Annotated in this window: 24 protein-coding genes; 2 read left to right on the top strand and 22 right to left on the bottom strand. The window is 31.2% G+C overall.

Going from position 1 to position 23,654, the window contains the following annotated elements; genetic code table 11:
* The first annotated feature begins 242 nt into the window (after positions 1–242).
* Complete coding sequence (locus AC5M21_RS03430; RefSeq protein ID WP_117598774.1) at positions 243–1,571, top strand: replication-associated recombination protein A; 1,329 nt, start codon at positions 243–245, stop codon at positions 1,569–1,571.
* Positions 1,572–1,749: 178 nt separating this feature from the next.
* On the opposite strand, the gene AC5M21_RS03425 is transcribed toward AC5M21_RS03430, so the two are convergent.
* Together AC5M21_RS03425 and AC5M21_RS03420 are read right to left on the bottom strand one after the other, a co-directional pair.
* Positions 1,750–2,181, bottom strand: a complete 432-nt coding sequence (locus tag AC5M21_RS03425) for a cupin domain-containing protein (RefSeq protein ID WP_054325124.1) — start codon at positions 2,179–2,181, stop codon at positions 1,750–1,752.
* 116 nt (positions 2,182–2,297) lie between these two features.
* Entirely contained in the window at positions 2,298–4,049 is a 1,752-nt protein-coding gene (locus AC5M21_RS03420; protein ID WP_008789545.1) for a 1-deoxy-D-xylulose-5-phosphate synthase, read from the bottom strand.
* Between the two features lie 117 nt (positions 4,050–4,166).
* On the opposite strand from AC5M21_RS03420, the gene AC5M21_RS03415 reads away from it, so the two are divergent.
* The gene (locus AC5M21_RS03415) at positions 4,167–4,586 is read left to right on the top strand and encodes a MerR family transcriptional regulator (protein WP_008789544.1); all 420 of its coding nucleotides are present in this window, start codon (positions 4,167–4,169) and stop codon (positions 4,584–4,586) included.
* A 340-nt stretch (positions 4,587–4,926) separates the two neighbouring features.
* On the opposite strand, the gene AC5M21_RS03410 is transcribed toward AC5M21_RS03415, so the two are convergent.
* The 20 genes from AC5M21_RS03410 to AC5M21_RS03315 all read right to left on the bottom strand — a co-directional run bounded on the left by AC5M21_RS03410 (position 4,927) and on the right by AC5M21_RS03315 (position 23,583).
* Positions 4,927–5,190 (bottom strand): hypothetical protein, encoded by a 264-nt coding sequence (locus AC5M21_RS03410; RefSeq protein WP_054688550.1) that lies wholly within the window; start codon positions 5,188–5,190, stop codon positions 4,927–4,929.
* A 9-nt stretch (positions 5,191–5,199) separates the two neighbouring features.
* Positions 5,200–5,580, bottom strand: coding sequence for an SHOCT-like domain-containing protein (locus AC5M21_RS03405; RefSeq protein ID WP_054325123.1), 381 nt, complete (start codon positions 5,578–5,580; stop codon positions 5,200–5,202).
* A gap of 17 nt (positions 5,581–5,597) precedes the next feature.
* Entirely contained in the window at positions 5,598–5,960 is a 363-nt protein-coding gene (locus AC5M21_RS03400) for a DUF2089 domain-containing protein (RefSeq protein WP_054325122.1), read from the bottom strand.
* 184 nt (positions 5,961–6,144) lie between these two features.
* Positions 6,145–6,615, bottom strand: coding sequence for a cupin domain-containing protein (locus AC5M21_RS03395; RefSeq protein WP_117598773.1), 471 nt, complete (start codon positions 6,613–6,615; stop codon positions 6,145–6,147).
* Positions 6,608–6,913, bottom strand: coding sequence for a hypothetical protein (locus AC5M21_RS03390; RefSeq protein ID WP_054325121.1), 306 nt, complete (start codon positions 6,911–6,913; stop codon positions 6,608–6,610). The genes AC5M21_RS03395 and AC5M21_RS03390 overlap by 8 nt, the downstream gene beginning before the upstream one ends.
* Positions 6,914–6,937: 24 nt before the next feature.
* Complete coding sequence (locus tag AC5M21_RS03385) at positions 6,938–7,189, bottom strand: VOC family protein (RefSeq protein WP_054689151.1); 252 nt, start codon at positions 7,187–7,189, stop codon at positions 6,938–6,940.
* 132 nt (positions 7,190–7,321) lie between these two features.
* A complete protein-coding gene (locus AC5M21_RS03380) occupies positions 7,322–7,903 on the bottom strand; it encodes a DJ-1/PfpI family protein (protein WP_117598772.1) in 582 nt (193 codons plus the stop codon).
* Between the two features lie 703 nt (positions 7,904–8,606).
* Positions 8,607–8,975, bottom strand: a complete 369-nt coding sequence (locus tag AC5M21_RS03375) for a VOC family protein (RefSeq protein WP_008789535.1) — start codon at positions 8,973–8,975, stop codon at positions 8,607–8,609.
* Between the two features lie 147 nt (positions 8,976–9,122).
* Entirely contained in the window at positions 9,123–9,233 is a 111-nt protein-coding gene (locus AC5M21_RS03370) for a hypothetical protein (RefSeq protein WP_367400814.1), read from the bottom strand.
* Positions 9,234–9,667: 434 nt separating this feature from the next.
* The gene (locus AC5M21_RS03365) at positions 9,668–10,102 is read right to left on the bottom strand and encodes a DUF3788 family protein (protein WP_117598770.1); all 435 of its coding nucleotides are present in this window, start codon (positions 10,100–10,102) and stop codon (positions 9,668–9,670) included.
* A gap of 200 nt (positions 10,103–10,302) precedes the next feature.
* Positions 10,303–11,661 (bottom strand): 23S rRNA (uracil(1939)-C(5))-methyltransferase RlmD, encoded by a 1,359-nt coding sequence (gene rlmD / locus AC5M21_RS03360; protein WP_117598769.1) that lies wholly within the window; start codon positions 11,659–11,661, stop codon positions 10,303–10,305.
* 32 nt (positions 11,662–11,693) lie between these two features.
* Positions 11,694–12,431 (bottom strand): hypothetical protein, encoded by a 738-nt coding sequence (locus AC5M21_RS03355; protein WP_008789532.1) that lies wholly within the window; start codon positions 12,429–12,431, stop codon positions 11,694–11,696.
* Between the two features lie 54 nt (positions 12,432–12,485).
* Entirely contained in the window at positions 12,486–13,919 is a 1,434-nt protein-coding gene (gene gatB, locus AC5M21_RS03350; protein WP_008789531.1) for an Asp-tRNA(Asn)/Glu-tRNA(Gln) amidotransferase subunit GatB, read from the bottom strand.
* A 2-nt stretch (positions 13,920–13,921) separates the two neighbouring features.
* Positions 13,922–15,364, bottom strand: coding sequence for an Asp-tRNA(Asn)/Glu-tRNA(Gln) amidotransferase subunit GatA (gene gatA, locus AC5M21_RS03345; RefSeq protein ID WP_008789530.1), 1,443 nt, complete (start codon positions 15,362–15,364; stop codon positions 13,922–13,924).
* Positions 15,365–15,655: an Asp-tRNA(Asn)/Glu-tRNA(Gln) amidotransferase subunit GatC gene (gene gatC / locus AC5M21_RS03340; RefSeq protein ID WP_008789529.1), complete on the bottom strand. Its 291-nt coding sequence runs from the start codon at positions 15,653–15,655 to the stop codon at positions 15,365–15,367.
* An 11-nt stretch (positions 15,656–15,666) separates the two neighbouring features.
* Entirely contained in the window at positions 15,667–16,743 is a 1,077-nt protein-coding gene (locus tag AC5M21_RS03335; protein ID WP_493531471.1) for a CamS family sex pheromone protein, read from the bottom strand.
* A complete protein-coding gene (gene ligA / locus AC5M21_RS03330) occupies positions 16,740–18,728 on the bottom strand; it encodes an NAD-dependent DNA ligase LigA (RefSeq protein WP_008789527.1) in 1,989 nt (662 codons plus the stop codon). Before ligA ends, AC5M21_RS03335 begins: the two co-directional genes overlap by 4 nt.
* Before the next feature lie 242 nt (positions 18,729–18,970).
* Positions 18,971–21,118, bottom strand: a complete 2,148-nt coding sequence (locus AC5M21_RS03325) for an ATP-dependent helicase (RefSeq protein WP_008789526.1) — start codon at positions 21,116–21,118, stop codon at positions 18,971–18,973.
* Between the two features lie 193 nt (positions 21,119–21,311).
* Positions 21,312–22,886, bottom strand: a complete 1,575-nt coding sequence (locus AC5M21_RS03320; RefSeq protein WP_008789525.1) for a hypothetical protein — start codon at positions 22,884–22,886, stop codon at positions 21,312–21,314.
* Positions 22,879–23,583, bottom strand: coding sequence for an ABC transporter ATP-binding protein (locus tag AC5M21_RS03315; protein WP_008789524.1), 705 nt, complete (start codon positions 23,581–23,583; stop codon positions 22,879–22,881). Before AC5M21_RS03315 ends, AC5M21_RS03320 begins: the two co-directional genes overlap by 8 nt.
* Between the last annotated feature and the right edge of the window lie 71 nt (positions 23,584–23,654).

Genomic DNA, 23,654 nt, shown 5'->3' with positions numbered 1-23,654 from the left:
AACTTGCTGGTAAAGCCTCAGCATGATAATAATCATTAACGTATATAAGAAAGACTGTTACCAAGACAACAATTCCACCTGCAATGACAATACATATTTTCTTGATTCTTGATTTCACTTTTTTGCTCCTCTTTTATTGAATTATAAAATAAGTATAGCATAAACATCCTAAAACATCACTTAATCAACTTTACTAATTTTTTGAAAATGATAAAATAGAAACAGAAAGTATAGGTGATTATATGGAACAAACATCGCTTTTTCAAAATCAAAGCCAAGAACCTTTAGCCAGTCGTTTGAGACCACAAACATTATCAGATTATGTGGGACAAAAACATCTTATTGGACAAGGAAAAATATTATGGCAGTTAATAGAGCACGACCAAATTTCCTCTATGATTTTTTGGGGTCCACCCGGAGTGGGAAAAACGACATTAGCAAGAATCATTGCCAATTGTACGCAATCTGAATTCATTGACTTTAGTGCCGTCACAAGTGGCATTAAAGATATCAAGGCAGTTATGAAACAAGCACAAGAAAAACAAATGATGGGCATAAGAACAATTGTTTTCGTAGATGAAATTCATCGTTTCAACAAAGCGCAACAAGATGCCTTTCTTCCTTATGTTGAACGTGGAAGCATTATTCTCATAGGCGCAACCACAGAAAATCCTTCTTTTGAAATCAACTCTGCCCTATTATCGCGATGTAAAGTCTTTGTTTTACATGGTCTTGAAATTGAAGATATCTTAGATTTATTAAAGCATGCCTTATCGAGTGAACAGGGATTCGGTAATGAAAACATTGAAATTGAAGAAAATGGTTTATACATGATTGCATCTTTTTCTAATGGTGATGCTAGAATGGCATTAAACACTTTAGAAATGGCTGTTTTGAATGGAGAACAACAAGAAAATAAAATCGTCATTTCTCAAAAAATCATTGAAGAATGTACCAACCGCAAATCCTTTCTCTATGATAAAAAAGGCGAAGAACATTACAATATCATTTCAGCACTACATAAGTCTATGCGTAATAGCGATGTTGATGCTGCTATATATTGGTTAGCCAGAATGTTAGAGGCAGGCGAAGATCCTTTATATATTGCAAGACGTTTGGTAAGATTTGCAAGTGAAGATATTGGGATGGCAGATAGTCGTGCCCTAGAAATTGCTATTGCTGGTTATCAGGCGTGTCATTTTCTTGGCGTTCCTGAATGCAATGTGCATCTTACACATGTTGTTACATATCTTTCATTATCTGTAAAGTCAAATGCATTATATATGGCTTATGAATCTGCAAAAAAAGATGCTTTAGACACTTTAGGTGAACCTGTTCCTTTACAAATTCGCAACGCTCCAACAAAATTAATGAAAGAGCTTCATTATGGTGAAGGATATCAATATGCTCATGATTATGAAGATAAAATTACATCTATGACATGTCTTCCAGACAAGATTGCTGACCATCATTATTATCATCCTACAATGCAAGGCAGCGAAGCTAAAGTTGCTGCTCGTTTACAAACAATTCAAAATTTACGCAATAAACATAAAAACAGAAATGAATAGAATTATCTCCTCATACTCTTAACTATTCTATTATCTACTACAAAAAAACTCTGAGAAGGGAATAAATGAATCAGTTTTCATCTCTTCAAAGAGTTTTTTTATATACAAAGTTTTTCAAAGTATCTCACTGTACAATCTTTCAAATTTCAAAAAATCCTATCACTTTATTTGAAATTATTTAATCCTCCATAGCTTCCATTTTTGTCTGATGAATGGTTCCATGAGGGTGATGGGGAGGAGCATAAACAGTTGATAATTTAAGTGGGCAATTCCCAATGTTTATAATATTATGCCATATTCCAGCTGGAACAAAAACCGCATCACCAACACATAACTCCCATTGTTCATTTAAACAATCCTTTGAATCTCCCATTTGTGCTAAAGCATATCCTTCTTCAACACGAATAAATTGATCAGTATCCTCATGTCTTTCAATTCCTATATCATCACACAGAGGAATACACATTAAAGTCATTTGTAAATTCTGACCTGTCCAAATTGTTGTACGATAATAACTGTTATATTCAGCTGCCCTTATGACATTCGTTGCAAAAGGATATGGTCCAAAATCTGTTGATGTATGACATTGACAATTTTGATAAGAATCCATTTTTCTTTCATCATTCTCCTTTTATAAGTTTGATATCTTTTTAGATACCTATTCTATCTTATGAAAGAAGATCACTTCACAGTTATATAATTTGTACCTATTCTCAGAACAAGCAATTATTTTATCAATGTAAGAATATCCTCAACAATCAGATTTGCATCTAATCGATTTTCAAGCAATAATTCATATGGATCATAACGATCATAAAACTTCTTTTTTAAACCATAATTTTTAACTTTCATATTTGTTGGACCGTAGTATGAAGCTACTTTTTGTCCATATCCACCCTCAATAATTCCATCCTCTAATGTTATAACAAGAGAATGACTCATCTTTAATTCATCTAATAAGTCAATATCTAATCCGTGAATAAAAACAGGATTAATCAATGTTCCATAAATATCATGCTGTTTTAAAAGATCTATCACCTGTTCACCAATGAAAAAGAAATCTCCAACAGCAATAATAGCAATATCTTGACCTTTTTTAACAACTTTAGATCTCAAAATTTTATAATTGGTTGTATCAGCAACTCCTTTTGAAATGACTTCCATATGAGGAACCTTAATGGCAATAGAATGGTCATTTTGTTCAATAGCATAATCTAACATTGCAAAGTATTCTTCTTTATTTGTGGGAGCTAAATAAGTTAAATTTGGAATGTTAGATAATAATGGAATATCAAAGAAACCTATATGTGTTTCATCATTCATACCAAAAACCGATCCCCAGAAAACAAGCAGAACTGCTGGATTGTTGTTAATACATAAATCTTGAGAAATTTGATCATATGTTCTTTGAATAAATGTACTAAAAACACCATATACTGGCTTTCCTCCATTTTTAGCAATTCCTGAAGCGAAAGCAACAGCATGCTCTTCAGCAATACCAACATCAACAAATTGCTGACCAGCAATCTTTCTGTTATTTTCATTCATTCCAATTGCAACTGGTGTTGCTGATGTAATTGCCACAACTCTTGAATCATCTTTCATTTTTTTGAGGAGATATTTGCCAGTGAGATCATTATAATTTTCTTTAGTTTCATTAGATAAATATTCTCCTGTTTCAATATCAAAAGGTCCACCAGCATGAAATTTTTCTTTATTCTTTTCAGCATAATGATACCCTTTTCCCTTGATTGTATGTACATGAATAACAACTGGATAATGACTATCTTTCACTTGACGAAAAATGTTAACCATTGCCTCTACATTGTGTCCATCCTCAACATAATAATAATCAAATCCTAATGCCTTAAATAAATTGTTTTCACTCTTTCCCTTGCTTCTTCTCAATTCTTGTAAATTCCTATAATATCCACCATAATTCTCAGCAATAGACATTTCATTATCATTAATAACAACTATCATATTACTCCCTTGTTCAACGACATTGTTCAACCCTTCATAAGCTTCTCCTCCACTTAATGAGCCATCACCAATAACTGCAATAATATTTTCATGATCACCTTTGAGATCTCTTGCTTTTGCTAATCCACAAGCCAAAGAAATAGAAGTTGATGTATGTCCTATATTAAAAAAATCATGTTCACTTTCTAACGGATTTGTAAATCCAGATACATCATCATATTGCGCTTTATTTAAAAATGCATCCTTTCGACCAGTTAACATTTTATGAACATAACTTTGATGAGAAACATCAAATACAATTTTATCTTTGGGGGAATCAAAAACATAATGCAAAGCAATTGTCATCTCAACCATTCCTAAATTTGGACCCGAATGCCCTCCATGTTGACTCAATTTATGAAGCAAAGCCTTTCTGACTTCTGCTGATAAAATATTCAATTGTTCTAAAGATAAATATTTCAAATCTTTAGAGTTATTTATAGTTTCTAAATACATATATATCATCCTCCTATGAGTTGTAGTCTATCACTTAAACTTAACTTTAAGTCAATACCTATTGATAAATATTTTTATAAGTGCTATTCTAAAGGAAAGCATAGGAGGTATAAAGTCATGTACTATACAATTGGTGAAGTTGCCAAAATGTTTAATCTCACACCTTCTACAATTCGATATTATGACAAAGAAGGATTATTACCGTTTGTAGAACGTCAATCAGGAATCCGCAAATTTTCACAAGATGATGTCAATATGTTAAAAACAATCGAATGTTTAAAAGAAACAGGTATGCCCATTAAAGACATTAAAATATTTAGTCAATGGTGTTTAGAAGGTGATTGCACTCTTAACGAGCGATTGGAAATGTTTTATCAGCGTCGTGAAATTGTTAAACAACAAATGGCAGATTTGCAGGATATTATGGATCATATCGAGTATAAGTGTAACTACTATGAAAAAGCAGTTGCTGCAAATTCAGAAAGCATCCATAAAAATTCAACAAAAAAAGAAATTAATGAATCTATATCTATTTAAAAGGGAGACTATTATAAACATATGTTTTATAATATCTCCCCTTTTCTTTTATCTATTCCATTCAATCATAAAGATTCAGCTATTTTCATCATTCAGCACTCATGATTTAGAAATATACAATGCATTTAATCTTTTTTTAAAAGCGTACATTGTGATAAATCCTATTTAGAATTTTGACCATATCCTTTCACAATTATCTATACTTGATAAAATAATAGTGAAAGCCTTGATATTTCATCTTTAGTATATGTATTTCACCCTTTCATTTCTCACATCTTACTATAAATCAAATGAAAATAAAATGTAAAAAGATTGTTATCTTACAATAACAACCTCATTTTTATAATCTAATGGATATAAATGTTCCATCAACTGCCTCAACATGCAGCATCTCCAAACCCTTATTTTCTTTTAATATATCAATACATTCATTGAGCAATACACTTATAACGTCTTTTGTAACCAAAACATTATATGGTTCAGGTATATAGTGTTTGATATCATCAAACACTATATCAGGAATAAGTTTCACTACAAAACCAATCATTCTAATCGGTATAGGCATAGAAATTCGAATATCACTTGTTCTGATTTTAACTTTCATGATTAGCCTCTATTTATCAACAAAAACTCTTACAACTGTTCCGTCTGCTCCTTCAACGTTGACAAAATCACCTTCAATTTCTTCATCTAAACATTCAGATACTGCTTCCATAATATTAGAAAGATCCATATCTTTCATACAATCATCAGGTATAGGTAATTTACCAGTTGCCTTTAATAACTTTTTAATTGCTCCTACAGGAAACTGAACATTCACCTTATCTCCAGTTTCACTATCAACAATAACACGAAACATCTTCTTATCATACGTATTTTTTGCAACTGATTGTACACTGACATCCAATTCCATGGCTGACATCAGGTCTACCGCTTGCTCTGCTGTCATAGTTCCTTCTTCAACCATTTTCAAAATCCTTAATTTTTCATCCATACTATCATTCTCCTTTTTTATTTTAACTGTGCAATGGCTTCTTCAGCAGTAATTTCACCATTCTCTAAAGCTTTTAAAATTTCTTCTTTCTTGGCAGAGGACTGCTCATTATTCTTTGATTCATATCCAAGTTTCTTGATAATTGCATCTAATTTTGAACGAACTGTCGGATAAGAAATTCCAAGTTCTTTTTCTACCTCTTTAATATTTCCTCTACACCAAATAAAGGTTTCAGTAAAATACAATTCCTCATCAGAAAGATAATCAAATTTACTCAATCTAAAATTATTTTCTATGACCGTCTCACACGAATCACATTTTAACCTGACAACTGTCAATTCATGATTGCAGACCGGGCATCGACTAATGACCTTTTTCACATTCACACTTCCTCTCACTTCTTATCAGAAATATAATACATAATTTTATATATGTCAATGTAATTATTAATATATTTAATATAATTATTAATATATTTAATATATTAATTCATTTATTGTTTGTGTTTAATCAAAAAAACTGATATCCAAGATAACAGTTTCTTTTTTTATTCAATTTCTTCTTTTATATTTCATCATCATAATAATCAACATAATCATTCAACTTATAAAGTCTATTTATATCTTTACCCCAAACACCAATTTTTTTTGATTCCGGATAAATAGCAATATCTATGTCATGATAAGTATCAAAATCAATATATATCAGCATTTCTGTTAAAGATGTGTTAATTAATTGATGAGCACCTTTTTCATTGGCTGGAAAATATAACAGATCACCTGTCGAAACTTCTCTTGTTCCATCAGGTGTCTTTAAAATACCTTGACCTTTGATAATATAAAAAACTTCTTCATTTTTATGATGATAATGATATGGGTATACAGATTTTTGAGGAGGTATTTCATAGATATTGACAATACATTGCTCAGCATAACCTCTAGGTAAGAAACTTCTTTTATAGTATTCATAGTCTGAAGTTCCTTCTTTATGTTCTAAAGAAAGATCTTCTTTTTTCAAATGCTTCATTTCACTCATTCAAATCACCTTCATTTGAATGTGTTTTATTGACTATCCAATGATCCTCAATACTTTCTCTTGTTGCATAATAACCATAAGGCATATCTTTTAATTCTCCAATTGAAGGATCTATTTCAAATGCTGCCAGAAGTGATATAATCCTAGCTTCATCAGTTTCATGTGTATGACCACATAAAAACTGCCACATCCCATCATCTTCATCATGTGAAGCAAATAAAATAGGTTCATTTTTCTCTAAGACATGACAACATACAATCGTTGCAGTGTTTGGTTCATCTGAAAATGGAAATTTCATATTATGTTTCTCCTTATCACTTATTTATATAGAAAACTCAACAGTTATTCCGTCTGAATCTAATAATCTAAAATAATCAGACTTAGTGGAATGGCAAATAATTTTAGTTGGTGAATATCCTAAATGCAAAGCCCTCTCTCTAAGTGCGTCAAATTTTTCATCTGTTGAATAACTCATGACAATACCACTCATTGACACTTTCTCTGCATCTTTAAATTGAATCAATTCTAACATTGTTTCATTCTTTCCATTTGATAAAAATACAATTTGTCCCATTTCTAAATGCAGATGATTGACTAATTTTAAACCAACTCATTTTTGATAAAACTCTATCGCCTTCTCTATATCTCCTACCATAATCGTTATTAATTTAATTTCATATTTACTCTCCCATATCTCGATGATTACTTATTTATACCCCATAGCTTCTCTTACTTGTTGTGCTTCTTGATAAGATGTTAACATTGTCAGTAATTCAAATGCAACATCTGCTGCTGTTTTCGGACAAGAAGATGTTATAATATTATCATCCACAACCATCCACTCATCACCTAATATAACTCCCAAAGAAGCTAATTCATCACGTCTATAGCCACCTCTTAAATGATAAGTAGTTGCTGTTCTGCCCTTTAAAATGCCGCTTTTGGCAATTGGCAAAGCTGCTACACATACTGATGCGATTGGTTTATGCACCTGGTCAAAAGAACGAATAAGTTGTAATGTTTCATCTTTATAAGCCTCATCATAAAACCCATATTCTTCAAAGCCACCAGGTATAGCTAATGCATCATATTCGTTAACATCAACATCTTTGAGCAACATATCAACTTCTATAGATACACCAAAAGTACTTGTTACATTTTTTTTATACCCACAGGTTATGACTTTGATATCATATCCAAAATCATTACGTGCCCAGCCAAATACATCAATAAACGGACTCACTTCCATCATTTCAAAAGCATTTAAACACAACAATAAAATCTTCAATTAACATCCCTCTTCACCTTTCATATTAATACATTCATTTTAACATACATAGATATGAAATTATAGAAAAACAATCACGATTAATATTTATTTAAATAAATATTTTTATCATTGCAATCAAAAGTGATGAGATTACTTATTCTTACTGCTTTCATACATACATTAATAATTCCTATGCAATTATTTTCTTCTAGAGAATTCAACAAAGGCAAATATAATTGAAATAACAGTGAGAACAGATACAATAAGTTCTGCCATATCATTTGCATAATCAACTTGTGCTGGAACCACAATTCCTAAAACTAAAAAATAACAACACCAAACCAATCCTAAAGAGAGCACTAAAAAAGTAATATATTTTAAAATATTTGCTAATTAATCGATCATCTTTGTTACCAATCCAACTTTCCTTTGAGAATACTCTTTGTTTGGAAAGGCAATCTTAAAACCACCTGCAACAAATCCTATAATAATTCCCAATGTTATTCCCCTACAAATTTGATAAACCAATCCCACTGTCCATTACTCCCTTCATATCTTTTATATATTATATCTTATTTATCATCATACAACAAACAATTCATATCGTTCATCCATTTTATAACAATCGAGTTAAGAAATACTTTCAAAAATTACAAAAGACACTATCTTTTCAATAGTGTCATTTCTAACAAATCATATATTTTAAAATAAGTGTAGGATTTTATTGTTTGACTGTACTTAAACAAAATGGATGACCTTCTGGATCAAACATAACTGTCGAAGTATCAAAATATTGAATTTCAGATTTCGTTGCCCCACATTCTAAAGCATGTAAAACACCTTTTTCTAAATCGTCAACCAAAAAATCGATATGTGCCATTTGCTGTTGTTTATCTTTCTGCCATGGCCATACTGGTGCTACATATTCTTCAATTTCCTGAAACGCAAAAATCCAACCTTGAGGAGAGCGTAACCCTGCCCAGCCATTCCCTGAAAGAATTTTTTCCCAGCCAAGTAACTTTACATAAAAATCTGATAATGCATCAGCATCTTTACAATCATAAGCAAAACCTGCAATACCACTAATCATTTCTTCTTCCTCATCTTTCTTTATTGAATATTTTTAATATATCATATCATTTATATAAAAAAACAAATATTTCTAGAAATCACACTAGAAAGTAAATATATCTTCTTACAGTTTCTGTACACTGTTTTTATGTTGTAACAAATTCTCCTAAACACCATCTGAATCCAATGTGAAGATAATTGACTGTGTCAACAAAGGACACCCTATAAGACATCCAGAATATGATATATACATAGGATTGCGAGACAAACGATAAATACCATTACAATAAACTCATCCTTAGAAGGGATGCCAAAACAAATGATAGAGATTGCATAAAGTATTAATCCTAACAAATAGAAAATAGTTCGAATATAGAATACAATTGGCAAATCTATACTGATTAAAAAACATATGTATATAAATAAGAAAACATTTCAAATTTAATATGTCTAATATGCATACATCTCATTTCCAAACATTCTTGGAAAATGAGCATCACGTTTCATCACATCTTTATTAACACAAATCTAATAAGGAAAAAGGAATCACTGTTCATCATTTTTACCACCTTATATATTTAATTTTAAACATATTTGTCTAGCCTTTATTGTATTCAAAAACTCTTTATTCTTACCTGACATGTACGATTACTAATTCACATCAATAAGTTATTTTTAGTAAACTTCTCATGTTTATCCTTCAATTTCTAATTATTTCTTTTTTGTCTTTGATTTTAATCTGCATTTCACAATTAATAACTTTTTAATATCATCTAAATGCTCAGAATTTATTACACGATATTGTATCCACCCACCATCACCACAAGGATATTTATGATCAATGTAATTCTTCATATAATCCTGAACATTATCATAAATACTCTCATATTGCTGTGTAGAGCAGCGAACCATAACAGTAAATGAACCATTTTCTGCAAAAATATCACAAATGAATTTCTTACCCTTACGATGACAAATACTCCAACCATACTCTTTTCCATATGGAAAACGTATTTCTGAAATTGTATCCAATTCTCCTGACAAAAAAGTATGAAGAGAAGTGAATAATTCTGCATTCTTACCACAGTATGAAGCCAATTCATCATGAGTAGGTCGTTTGTCCTTATTTAATAATCTCTCGTACATGTCTTTACCTCCTATCTCATAAACATCTTATGTCAATTGCACTCCACAAATTATCATTTCATTACCAAAACAATATTTTCAGAAAAAATAACAGCAGCAAACTTCAAATCATTATCTCTCTTTTTTCATATCTATGAAACTAAAACGTAAAACCACTCTCATTATCACCTATATCACAAAAATATAATACTGTTTCCAGTTTAAATCAAAGTTTTCTTTGATAAACGAATTATATTTTCAATATTATGAGTTTGCGGAAACATATCTACAGGTTGACATATATCTACTTGATAATTATGTTCTTGAAGATATGCAATGTCTCGAGCCTGTGTAGCCACATCACAAGAAACATATATAATCTTATCTGGCGACAAAGTCACCAATTGATCTAAAAAGACTTGAGAACACCCTTTTCTTGGTGGATCAACCATGACAACATCAATATGTTTTTGTTGTTTTGCAAATTCAACCATAAATTCACCAGCATCTTGACATGTAAATTCAACATTTGAAACATGATTTCTTTGAGCATTTTCTTTTGCATCAATAATTGCTTGTTCTACAATTTCAACACCATATACCTTTTTAACATACTTAGCCATAGATAAAGAAATTGTGCCAATCCCACAATACGCATCAATAACTTCATCTGTAGGTTTTAAATCAGCAAACTCAATAGCTTTTTGATAGAGATGTTCAACTTGTTTTGGATTAACTTGATAGAACGATTTAACAGAAATACGATATATATTTCCCAGAAGTTCATCTTCTATATACCCTGGACCATCTATTACCTTCACTTTATCACCTAAAATAACATTGTCATGTTTTTTATTTATATTTTGAATGATTGTCTTGAGATCTGGAAACTCATTTTTTAATGTTTTTACAATAGTATTTATATTTTTAATTGAATCTTGATATGTAATAAGAACCAACATAAGCTGTTGTGATGTCAAACCATATTTAACAAGAATATGCCTAATATTTCCTTGATGTGACATCTTGTCATAAGGATTTTCCTGAGCTTCCTGTAAAAGATTTCTTACACGATTGACCAAACGATTTGATTCATTATTTTGAATATAACATATTTCCATTGGAACAATGTCATTACTATGCTGTTTATAAAACCCAGTCACAATTGTATTGCCGTGTAGTCCAACTGGTACCTGAACTTTATTCCTATAATACCATGGTTTTTCCATCATTAAACAAGGCAAAACCTCTACATGACAATGTCCAATCCTTTGTAATGTATCCTTTACTCTTTTTGTCTTAAAGTTTTGCTGACCAGCCATAGAAAGATGTTGAAGATGGCATCCTCCACATTGTTTAAACAAAGGACACCTAGGTTCAACTCGATAAGGACTTTGCTGATAAACTTCTATTAATCGTCCAATTGCATAATTCTTCAAAACTTTAATAATCTTAATTTTACCAACTTCATCAATTAACATATTCTTGACAAAAACAGGAAATCCATCAACTTTAACAATTCCCTGACCATCGTGAGAATAATCTATACATTTAGCTTCTAAATATTCATTCTTTTGCATTTTGTCCTCCAAAAAAAACGAGCATAGCCCGTTTATTCATTTGTATCCTTTAAAGTGCTCTCTGCTTTTTCCTTACTCTCTTTATCTTTAACTGATGCAAGGGTATAAGAGAATTCATCATTTTGTACATGTTTTGTTCCAAAGATAGGGAAATCTTTACTATCTTGAGAAGTTAAGTACAAATTCACTTCATATTGAGATACATTATCAATTTTTCCAAATAAAGTACTATACGTTTTTCCATCTTCTTTTGGTTTTCCAACAAGCTTATCTAATGTTTGCACAACATTTTCAGCTATCTTTTGAGCATCTTTTGTCTTCATTCCTGGCTTATATACAATATCCACTTTTAATTGCTTACAAGTTATTTCCAAAGTTATATCTTGAATTTCAGAATGTTCATTCTTAGCAGTATCAATAGCTGCTTTTCTTAAATCATTAGAAATCTCAACAATACCTTGACAACGATCCCCATAAACTGGACCATTATTACGAGATTCTAAGAAAATATAAATAGAAAATGCTATAAAAAGCACACCAAAGACAATCAAAACATAGTGCCACCATTTCCAAACAAATTTCTTCTTTTTCTTTGCCATAGGTTGAATATCCTCTTCTTCACTACTATACTCATCAGTATATTCATATGTATCAGTTACACTTTCATCATTTTGTGTAGCTTTCATATTCTCTAACTCATCAATATGAGAAGTCTCTTGATAATCTTTTTGATCATCATCTTCATCATCAAATTGAAATTTTCTAGCCATAATCTCACCTACCTTTTCTTATTGTACCAAAAATCGAATGAAATGTATAGGTCATTATTTCGTTCTTTCTTTGAGTAATTGAATCAATATTTGATTAGCAATTTTTGGATTCGCCTGTCCACCTGTATTCTTCATAATCTGTCCAACCAAAAATCCAACAGCACGATCTTTTCCAGCTGCAAAATCCTGAATAGATTGCGCATTATTATCTAAGATTTCATTTATGATTATTTTTAACTGTTCAGGATCTGATATTTGTTTCATTCCTTTTTCTTCAATAATAATCTCTGGATCTTTTCCTTCAGCCATTAAACATTCAAAAACTTTTTTTGCTTGTTTAGAAGAAATCGTTCCATCTTGAATAAAAGTAATCATTTTCCCTAAGTATTGAGGTGTTAGTTTTGTTTCACTAATTGCTAAATTTTCCTTATTTAAATATGCTTGAACTTCACCTAACAACCAATTACATACAAGTTTATATTCCTGGCAAGTTTGAATTGCTGCTTCATAAAAATCAGAAATTGCTTTATTTGAAACAAGAATATGTGCATCTGTCTTAGGTAATCCATATTGGTTAATATAAACTTTCTCTCTCTCATCTGCCATCATAGGCAGGTTGTCTTTAATTTGCATAACCCATTGATGATCGAGACGAATTGGTAAAATATTAGGTTCTGTATAATATTTATAATCAACAGCATCCCCTTTAGCACGCATCATAACTGTTTCTCTGCTATCTTCATCAAAACGACGTGTTTCCTGCAGCACTTCACCACCCTGAATTAAAACTTTTTCTTGTCTCAATGCTTCAAATTCAATTGCTTTTTGAACATTAGAAATCGAATTTAAGTTTTTAATTTCAGTACGAATCCCAAATTTTTCACTACCATATGGGCGAAGAGAAATATTCACATCACAACGCATAGACCCCTCTTCCATCTTTGCATCAGAGACATCTGTATAAAGGAATACTTGTCTCAATTTTTCTAAATAAGCAGCTGCTTGAGCACCATTGCGAATATTTGGTCTTGTAACAATTTCAATTAATGGAATACCCGCACGGTTATAATCTATTAATGAATAATCATCAAAATGGAATTGCTTAGCTGTGTCTTCTTCCATATGCAATCTTTCAATTTCAACACGTGTTACGACACCATCAACCTCTATATCCAAATATCCATTTCTACCAATTGGCCTTTTATCTTGTGTAATTTGAAAACCTTTTGGTAAATCTGAATAATAATAATTTTTACGATCAAAGCATAATAATTCATCAATCTCCATGTGTAATGCATGACAAACACGAATAGCAAATTCAACACCACGTTTATTTAAAACTGGCATTGTTCCTGTCATCCCCATATCAACTTCATTCACTTTTGTATTTGGTTCTTCACCAAATGTCACAGGAGCAGCTGAAAACATCTTTGAATTTGTTTGTAACTCACAGTGAACTTCCAACCCAATAACTTGTTCAAAATTCATGTTTACCCCTCCCTCGAAAATTGATTCTTTAATCCTAACGCATTTTCTAACGCATAAGCACAATTGAAAACGGTTTGTTCTTCAAAGACACGTCCCATAACATTTATCGCAATAGGCATATGATCAACAAAGCCACTTGGTAACGACAAACTTGGTAAACCAGCAAAATTTCCTAATGATAAATGGTTCTCCAAAATCAGATATTCATCACTCAATCGATCATCAGTTGCTTCATCTACTTTTGGTGCAACACTACCACCATTTGGTGTTAAAATAATATCATAATTGTTGTATATCTTGTTTAACTCTGCAACAATTAATCTTCTGACTCTTTGCGCTTTTCTAAACATTCTCTCTTGATTTTCAGTTGCTAAAGCAAGGTTTCCAAGAATAAAGCGACGCTTGATATGATCACCAAATCCATGTGTACGTGAATTGATCATAATATCATCTGTTGATTCACCATCTTGTCTATTACCATATTTAATACCATCTAAGCAAGAATGATTACTTGTTGCTTCTGAATTAGAGATAATTGTATATGTAGGAAGCAATGTTCTCATCAATTCCACAGGCATTGTAACTTCTTCAACAATAGCTCCCAAATCTTTATATGTTTGAATAACCTTCTCAAAATTGGTTTTAATTTCAACATTTCTAATTTCATCACTCACTGATTTAAGAACTGCAATTTTCATTCCACGAATGTCATCAGTTAAATTCTTAATATAACAAGGGACTTCTTTTTGACTTGAAGTCATATCACGATCATCTCGTCCAGCCAATGCTTCAATCACAATTGCCATATCTCTCACATTTCGTGTAAATGCACCTACAGTATCTAAACTTGAAGCATATGGAATAACACCATAACGTGAAATACGTCCCCACGTTGGTTTAAAACCGACAATTCCACAGAATCCAGCTGGTTTACGAATGGAATCACCAGTATCACTTCCTAAAGCAAAAGGAACAACACCACTTCCTACAAGAGCTGCACTTCCACCTGAAGATCCACCCGCGATGCGTGATGAATCCCATGGATTATAGACTGGTCCTGTTAATGCTGACTTGTTGGTTCCACCCATTGCCAGTTCATCCATACTCGCTTTCCCAACTAAACAAACACCTTCTTGACTTAATAAATCAACAACATGAGCATTATAAATAGGTACATAATTTTCTAACATACGACTAGATGCAGTTGTCTGAATTCCTTTTGTATTATAATTATCCTTCAAAACATAAGGGATACCACTTAGTAACTCTTTAAAATCAGCTTGTTCTAAATCTTGATATGCTTTCGTCTTTGTTATTGTTACAAAAGCATTCAATCTATTTTGTTGAATATCAATTTCTTTAAATAATTCATCATAATATGCTTTTGCATCCAATTCTCCAGAAGAGAATAAATGATGAAGTTCTTCTATACTATATTGAATCATTTATCCCACCACCTTTGGTACTTTGATTTGATTTTCTTGCACATCATGTGCATTTTTTAAAGCATCTTCTCTACTTATAATATGATCAGCTACATCTTCTCTTAAGAATGTTGTTTCAATTTCATAAGGAAAAGCAAGCGGTTCAATCCCCTCAGTATCAATAGCTTCAAGAGCCTGAACATGGCTCATAAAAACATTATACTCTTCTAGGAGTGCTGGCATTTCTGCATCACTCACATTAAACATTGTTTTACGTCCTAATTCTTTTAACATTTTCTCTGTATCATTCATACATATTCCTCCTAATACAAGTACGTACTCTTACTGCTTTGCCCTTTATCTTTTACAATAACTGCCTGTAATTGATCTTGTGAATTCACTAAGACGGATATCTGAAAATCATAAGTGAATTTTGTATCTATTGCATCAGCAATAATAGAAGTCAAATACATTAACTCTGTAGATGATTTTATATTTAAATTGGCATTAATAACCATAGATTGAATTTCATTATTCATGTATCGTGCTTCTCCTACAAAACCAACAGCCTCAGTTGCAGCGTTTTTAACAGTTCTTTTAATGGTTTCAAAATCAGCAAATGTTGTTTTATCTAGTTGCTCAGCACGCTCACTTGTAAATAATACATTTTCATGGTTCACTTTATTAATTTCGCCAACGTCTTTTTGACAATAACTTTTTAAAATATAATTTCCATCAACGCTACTCGTTGCAGTGTTAGTCGCTTTATACACTGTAATCAGAATAGGTAAATCTTTAACTTTTTTAAACTCATCTGCTTGTCTAATGACATTATAAAATTTCTGAATACATTCTCTCCCATAACTTTCAATATCATTATTACTCATGGGCTCTGCCAAAACACTATTATCACTATTTCGCGGTTCTATGATTAATGAAAATGAAATTCCTTTGAGTGTATATCCTTTTCCATCTTTAACAAAATAATCCTGTTCCTGAACATTTTGGAGCATAATGGGATCTTTGATACCACCAATTGTTGTCCCTGATGCAGGTTGCAAAGAATAATCACTCTTTCTTTTAACCAGTTCATTTTTCAATGATAATTTCAAATATTGTCCTTCACTCATATAGTGATTTGATGTAGAGAAATAATCAGAAGAGAGAATCTGTAGCCCTCTTCCAATTGTCTTAAAATCACTTGTTGCTCCATAATCAAGATAAAAACCTTCTCTAAGTTCACTGTCACCACTCTCAGTTTTAATAATCTTGTAATATGAATCGTCAAAGGAATCCATCGTTGCAGTATCTGTATTGGTTTGTTCCTGAACAGATTCTTTAGCACGATGACATCCAACCAGTAACGTTAATGCCATACATGCGAGAATTAATTTTTTCATAGATTAACCTCCTTTCTAAATTCTTCCTCAGTTAAGACTGTAACACCTAGTTGATTGGCTTTTTCTAATTTGCTTCCTGCATCACGTCCACAAATTAAGAAATCAGTATTTTTAGAGACACTTCCTGTAACATTAGCTCCAAGCCTTGCTAAATAATCCTTCATCTCTTTACGAGTCATCAATTCAAGTGTTCCAGTAATGCAAACTGTTTGACCATTAAATATACTTTCCTGTAACAAAGTTGTTTCTTTCAAATAGTTCATATTTAATCCTAAAGCCTTTAAATTCATAAGAAGTTCAAGACTGGCTGGGTCATTTCTAAAATGATTAATTGATTGTACAATCGTTTCACCTACATCTTTGATGGATAACAATTTTGCTGTGCTCGCCTCAAGCATTGCATCAATACTTTTAAATTCCTTAGATAAATTATCAGCCATCTTAGCTCCAATCCCTTTGATACCAAGACCAAACAATAATTTTTCCATTGAATTTTCTTTACTTTTTTCAATAGCCGCAACCAAATTATCCATAGATTTCTTTCCAAAACCTTCAATATCCATGATCTCTTGTTCATGTTTATATAAATCATAAATATCTTCAATATTTTTTACAAAGCCTAAATTATAAAATTGCTCAATAATCTTTTCGCCTAATCCTTCAATATTCATTGCATCTCTTGAAGCAAAGTGAATAATACGTTCAATCTTTTTAAAATCACATTGATCGTTTAAACAATAATAAGCAGCTTCATTATCTTTTCTAACCAATCGACTTCCACAATGAGGACAGTATTCAATCATTTTGAATTTCTCTTCACTTCCATCACGACGTTCTTTTAAAGAACGAACAACTTCAGGGATAACATCTCCTGCTTTTCTCACAACAACATAATCACCTATACGAATATCTTTGTTTTTGACATTATCTTCATTATGTAAAGTGGCACGTTGAACTGTACTTCCTGCAACACGAACTGGTTCTAATATAGCATTAGGTGTAATTTGTCCCGTTCTACCAATCGTAAAAATAATATCTTTGAGTTTTGTAACAACTTCCTCTGCAGGAAACTTGTATGCAATTGCCCATTTTGGAACTTTAGCTGTATATCCCAAACGAACTTGTTCTTCAAGATTATTGACCTTTATAACAATTCCATCAATTTCATAAGGCAAAGTATCACGTTTTTCTGTCATCTCTTGGATAAATGCCCAGACATCTTGAATATCAGAAGAAACATGTGTCATAGGATTTGTTTTAAAACCTAATTCTTTAATATAATCTAAAGCTTCTTTATGGGTTGTACACCCCACTTCTGTTGCAGTTGGAACCATATATAGAAAAGCATCTAGCTTTCGCTTAGCAGCTATTGTTGAATCAAGTTGACGAACGCTTCCAGCTGCTGCATTACGAGGATTGGCAAATAATGCCTCTCCTGCTTTCGCTCTTTCTTCATTCAATTCATTAAATGATTTTTTAGGCATAAATATTTCGCCACGCACTTCAAAATCACCATCATAATCAATCGTTAAAGGAATTGACTTGATTGTTTTGACATTATGTGTAATATCTTCTCCAACAGTTCCATCTCCACGTGTAGCTGCATAATCTAGACGTCCATCAGCATAAACAAGTGAGACAGCCAAACCATCTATTTTTAATTCACAAACATATTCAACATTTGGATACGTCTCACGAACTCGTTCATCAAATGCCATCAATTCATCTTCATTAAAGATATTACCAAGTGATAACATCATTCTTTCATGAGTAATCTTTGTAAAACTATCTAAAACCTGTCCTCCAACACGTTGACTTGGAGAATCAGCAGTTAGCCATTCTGGATGTTGATTTTCAATTGCTTGTAGTTCTTGCATTAAGCGATCATACTCCTGATCACTTACTGAAGGATTATCCAAAACATAATACTGATAATTATATTCATTAAGTAATTTTTTAATTTCTATCAATCTTTCAAAAGTCATCTCAGTACACTCCATTTCACTTGCTCATTATAACAAAAATACCTATTGAATAAAACCATAAACATCAAAAAAATATGATTCTCAATATTTCTTTGATTTCTATAGAATATCACAATATTGTTCCCTATTTCTTAAGAAATTATAAATATGAATACACTTCTCAACTTATCTTTTAAAAAATTTGTATTTTTACATAAAAAGATGAAAATAAGTGTAGTTAAACTTATCTTCATCTTGCTCAACTAATTCGATAACTTCTTCAATGCCTTATGATGGGCCATTAATGTTTTGATTCCATAAGGAACAGAGAATGCTATATCTAATGTATTCCCATTAACTTTAACGATAACACCTTTACCAAAAGCTTCATGTTCTACAAAATCTCCCTGTTTCCATTCATCTACCTCATTATCTCCTATCATTTCTTCAACAGTAGGTCCTAAATGTAAATATTCTTTAGGTTTAAACTTCGAAGGATTCCCTGCATGTTCAACCTTATCACTGCCAATTTCATCAATAAATTGAGATGCCATCTTAGGAGAATTTGTAATAAAATTAAAACCTTGGCTATCAGTTAAATAAAGACGTTTTTTAGCACGTGTAAAAGCGACATAAGCCAAACGACGTTCTTCCTCCATGCCATCATCACCACTTTCAGAAACACTTCTAAAACTTGGGAATACATCTTGTGATAATCCAACGACAAAGACATAATTAAATTCTAATCCTTTTGCCATATGTATACTCATTAGTGATACATATTCGTCATCAAAAACATCATCTTGAGAAGTATATAAAGCAATATCCTGTAAATAACTTTCAAATGTTGGTGTATCAGGATGCGTATTCATATAATTTGCAATAGATGCTTTTAATTCCATAAGGTTTTGAATACGATTATCATCTTGATCATTTCTTAACATTTCAAAATAACCAACATCCCCCAATAACTTTTCAAAGACATCTGGCAAAGAGAGACTAGATGCTTTTGCATTCTCAATACATTTCACAAATTCAATCAATTGCTTCTTGGCTTTCCCAGACAAACCTATCTCATCTGAAAAAGTTGTTAAAGCTTCATAATTAGAAATACCATATTCTATTGCAACATTTTGAATTCTTTCTAATGTCTTTGCACCAACGCCACGAGAAGGCACATTGACAATTCTTTCAAAAGAAAGATCATCTTGATTAACCATCAAACGAATATAACTTAAAGCATCTTTGATCTCCTTACGATTGAAGAATTTTAATCCACCAAATATTCTATAATCAATTTGTCTTTGAATTAATTTTTGTTCAAAAGAACGTGATAGGTAGTTCGCACGATAGAGAATCGCAAAATCATGATAGTTAACACCTTCTTCTTTATGAATAATTTCTTCAATGGTATCACATACAAAGTTTGCTTCTGCTTCTTCATCAACCCCTGAATAATGTAAAACCTTAGGTCCATCATCTAATTCAGTGAATAATTCTTTTTCCATTCTATTTTTATTTTTTCTAATAAGATTGTTAGAAATATCTAAAATTGTTTTGGTTGATCGATAATTTTGATCAAGAATAACTGTTTTGGTATCAGGGAAATCTTTATCAAAATTCATAATAAAATGAATATCAGACCCCCTAAATGAATAAATTGTTTGATCTGGATCACCAACCACACATAGTACTGCTTGTCCTGATAAATATTTGATGAGTTTGTAATCAACTTCGCTGACATCCTGGAACTCATCAACATGAATATATTGAAAACGTCTCTGCCATCTTTCTAAAATCTCAGGAAAGTTTTCAAAAAGCTCTACCGTCTTCAGTAAAAGATCATCAAAATCCAACATGAAATGCTCTTCTTTATATTTTTCATAATCATCATAAGCAATCGCCTTTTTTTGTTCACCAATATAGTCTCCCGCAAAAGACATCGCTCTTTCAGGTGAAACACCTGCAATCTTATATGCAGAAATATAATGAATGCAACTTTTCAAGCTAATTGTTTTAGAATCTATTTGACGCTCTTTGAATATTTTCTTTAATAAAGACTTTTGATCCTCTTCATCCATAATAATAAAGTTATTTGGATAATTTAATGCTCTAATATTTTGTCTTAAAATACGTACACATAATGAGTGAATAGTACATAACAGACTTCCCCCAGCATAATCACCTAATAAACCAATAACACGCTCTTTCATTTCATTTGCTGCTTTATTCGTAAATGTAATTGCTAAAATATGACGTGGTTCAATACCAACTTCTTCAATCAAATAAGCAATACGATATGTCAACACTCTTGTCTTTCCACTTCCAGCACCTGCAATTATACGCAAATGTGAATCCAAATATGTAGCTGCTTCTTTCTGTCTAGGGTTTAATAATTCATCTAAATTCATATCATATCACTCCTCATTTTTTCATTATAACAAAGATAAGTGATGAAATCTATCATCACTTATCTAAAGATGAAAAATCCTAAATATTTATGTCAATAAATATGAATTGATTATTTTCTTCATCTCAATTTTTATATCTACAAAATATAAAATTTCATTTATATAAAACAAGCCTATTCTTGACAAGAAATCTTTAATGATGAATTTTAAATGTGTCCCCTGCTTTTTTATAAACAAGAATACATGCAATAATACAATAACAAACACAAAAAACAATACAAATGATTCCAAATGAAAAAATCGGTAATGATAATTTTGTAAATGCAAAACAAATAACATATGTTAACGAAACAATAATTGAATAAACTGGATTTTTCATTTCTGTATATGCATTATAGGGCTGTAAAAGGTAATATAAAATTAAATAATGTGTTGAAAAGAAAACGCTCATAGAAATAAGCGATACAAACGCAATCAGTGCATATGGCAATTGATGAAATCCACCACCTATGATTAAGGCAATCCCATAACCACCACCTAATATAACCGTTGGTAATAGATTAATCTTAATCATCTCTCTTAAGCGAATTTGAAAGAGTTTCAATATATTTTTAGGAATACGATAAAATGTATAAGTCAGCATAGAATGATCACAATTAATAAACATGGCTTGTGTCACACTCTTCGTTGTATTCATTAAATACATAAAAAATACAAAATATGGTAAATAGGTTGTCAGAACTTTATATATATTAACTTTTAAAGATATATCTGCATGAAGCATAACGACAATCAATAAAACAGTTGCAGCCAAAACAATATAAGCCTGACGTTTTGCAGCACGCCATAATATTTTTTTATGTCTTTTCATAAAGAGTTCATTAAAGTATTCAAACCCTGTTTTATGACTCATTATCTGTGTATCCATCGTCATCATCTTACGATAAGAATCATTAACAAGATCTTGGGTATTCATATTGATGAGTGTGCTCACTCCTTTTAATAATTGATAACTAAAAGTATGATAACATGGATATTTAAAGATATAAATCATTCCCCATATACTCAAACATGCACTTGCGATGAATACCCCCATGAGTATACTTATAGGCATAACAATATTTAAAAATATCAATCCATACCCCAATAATAAACATATAATACAAAAAGCAATAACACATGGAGAATTATTATTTTCAGTACGAACTCTATGATTCTTTTTGAAATCATTTAACCGATAAACAGCAACAATAAGTTTTAAACCAACAATAGCAACTGTCAAAACACCAACAAACCAGATGGGATATTGTAACTCTATAGAAAGATAAAAAAGACAGGGAAGTAATCCAGCACAATGTCTTAAGAGTGTATATAAATATTGTGATAAAACAAATTGTCTACCATCCATTTTCATGAGAATCACAGCGTAATATTTATCCTTGGTTGGTTCAAATATACCTGTATTTAAAAAGGCTCCAATGATGCTCAAGAAAAATAATAATTGTAAAAATGATGATGTATTCATATGCCCAAACCATTCTAATGGCAGCATAAACATAAGAGTAAAATAAAGTATTTTTCCTAAAAAGATAGAAACCATTTCCCAAAGCACACTAACAATATTAGCAAACACTTTTAACCCATAATGTTTATATAAGGAATTTGGAAGGAGATGTTTCACAACCGGAATATGTTTCAAAGCATAAATAATGGTATTCACTCGATATGTACCTTTTAAACGATAAGAAATCCTAAATGTCTTAAACATGATCTCCATCCTTTAAAACACGAATAATCTTTTCCTGGAATGCAGCATCATCTAAATCCTCTTGTGTTATCAAAGATAGCTTGCCATTATTTAAAATAACGATTTCATCACACAAATCAACTGCCAATTCCATAATATGTGTTGAAAAAATAAGAATATGATTTTGTTTAATCCCTTTTAAAAGCTTCTTCATTTCATCAGCCACAACAACATCTAAAGATGTTAATGGTTCATCTAATAATAAAATATCTGGTTCAGCAATCAATTGAACTAACATCTGCATTTTATTCTTCATCCCATGAGAAAAATCTTTCAATAAACGATCCCTATCCTCTTCAATAATATTAACAATATCAAAATACTCATCAATACTTTTCAAATGATGAATATCCTTTTGATTAATTTCAATAAAGAATTTCAAAAATTCTCGAGCGGTCAAGAATTCAGGAACAGTTGGAGTCGATAGAACATAACCAATATCACTCATCGTCACTGGTCTTCTTCCTTCATCTTCAATATAAAATCTTCCCCCATCAATTTCAATATCTTGATTTATACAATTAAATAATGTTGTTTTCCCAGCACCATTTCTTCCTAAAAGCCCATATATTTTCCCTTGTTCAAAACGAAAATGAATATCCCTTAAGACCAACTTCCCTTCAAAATGTTTTTGAAGGTGCTCTATCACTAATTCCATAATATTCCTCCTCATGATTTTTAGTATATCATTGATAAACTTTTCTTACAACTTTAAAAAGTTATATTAAT

Source organism: Coprobacillus sp. (assembly GCF_984815275.1).
Note: the sequence above shows the minus strand (reverse complement) of the source record. Positions and strands in the feature narration are given on the sequence as shown.

Excerpts from the sequence above, each read along its gene's own strand:
- gatA (WP_008789530.1), bottom strand. The coding sequence starts at position 15,364 with ATGATTCAATATAGTATAGAAGAACTTCATCATTTATTCTCTTCTGGA.
- AC5M21_RS03355 (WP_008789532.1), bottom strand. The coding sequence starts at position 12,431 with ATGGCTAGAAAATTTCAATTTGATGATGAAGATGATGATCAAAAAGAT.
- AC5M21_RS03410 (WP_054688550.1), bottom strand. The coding sequence starts at position 5,190 with ATGAAAGTTAAAATCAGAACAAGTGATATTCGAATTTCTATGCCTATA.
- AC5M21_RS03425 (WP_054325124.1), bottom strand. The coding sequence starts at position 2,181 with ATGGATTCTTATCAAAATTGTCAATGTCATACATCAACAGATTTTGGA.
- AC5M21_RS03420 (WP_008789545.1), bottom strand. The coding sequence starts at position 4,049 with ATGTATTTAGAAACTATAAATAACTCTAAAGATTTGAAATATTTATCT.
- AC5M21_RS03430 (WP_117598774.1), top strand. The coding sequence starts at position 243 with ATGGAACAAACATCGCTTTTTCAAAATCAAAGCCAAGAACCTTTAGCC.
- AC5M21_RS03365 (WP_117598770.1), bottom strand. The coding sequence starts at position 10,102 with ATGTACGAGAGATTATTAAATAAGGACAAACGACCTACTCATGATGAA.
- AC5M21_RS03405 (WP_054325123.1), bottom strand. The coding sequence starts at position 5,580 with ATGGATGAAAAATTAAGGATTTTGAAAATGGTTGAAGAAGGAACTATG.
- rlmD (WP_117598769.1), bottom strand. The coding sequence starts at position 11,661 with ATGCAAAAGAATGAATATTTAGAAGCTAAATGTATAGATTATTCTCAC.
- AC5M21_RS03320 (WP_008789525.1), bottom strand. The coding sequence starts at position 22,886 with ATGTTTAAGACATTTAGGATTTCTTATCGTTTAAAAGGTACATATCGA.
- AC5M21_RS03335 (WP_493531471.1), bottom strand. The coding sequence starts at position 16,743 with ATGAAAAAATTAATTCTCGCATGTATGGCATTAACGTTACTGGTTGGA.
- gatB (WP_008789531.1), bottom strand. The coding sequence starts at position 13,919 with ATGAATTTTGAACAAGTTATTGGGTTGGAAGTTCACTGTGAGTTACAA.
- AC5M21_RS03315 (WP_008789524.1), bottom strand. The coding sequence starts at position 23,583 with ATGGAATTAGTGATAGAGCACCTTCAAAAACATTTTGAAGGGAAGTTG.
- AC5M21_RS03385 (WP_054689151.1), bottom strand. The coding sequence starts at position 7,189 with ATGGGACAAATTGTATTTTTATCAAATGGAAAGAATGAAACAATGTTA.
- ligA (WP_008789527.1), bottom strand. The coding sequence starts at position 18,728 with ATGACTTTTGAAAGATTGATAGAAATTAAAAAATTACTTAATGAATAT.
- AC5M21_RS03395 (WP_117598773.1), bottom strand. The coding sequence starts at position 6,615 with ATGAGTGAAATGAAGCATTTGAAAAAAGAAGATCTTTCTTTAGAACAT.
- AC5M21_RS03415 (WP_008789544.1), top strand. The coding sequence starts at position 4,167 with ATGTACTATACAATTGGTGAAGTTGCCAAAATGTTTAATCTCACACCT.
- AC5M21_RS03390 (WP_054325121.1), bottom strand. The coding sequence starts at position 6,913 with ATGAAATTTCCATTTTCAGATGAACCAAACACTGCAACGATTGTATGT.
- gatC (WP_008789529.1), bottom strand. The coding sequence starts at position 15,655 with ATGAATGATACAGAGAAAATGTTAAAAGAATTAGGACGTAAAACAATG.
- AC5M21_RS03375 (WP_008789535.1), bottom strand. The coding sequence starts at position 8,975 with ATGATTAGTGGTATTGCAGGTTTTGCTTATGATTGTAAAGATGCTGAT.
- AC5M21_RS03325 (WP_008789526.1), bottom strand. The coding sequence starts at position 21,118 with ATGAATTTAGATGAATTATTAAACCCTAGACAGAAAGAAGCAGCTACA.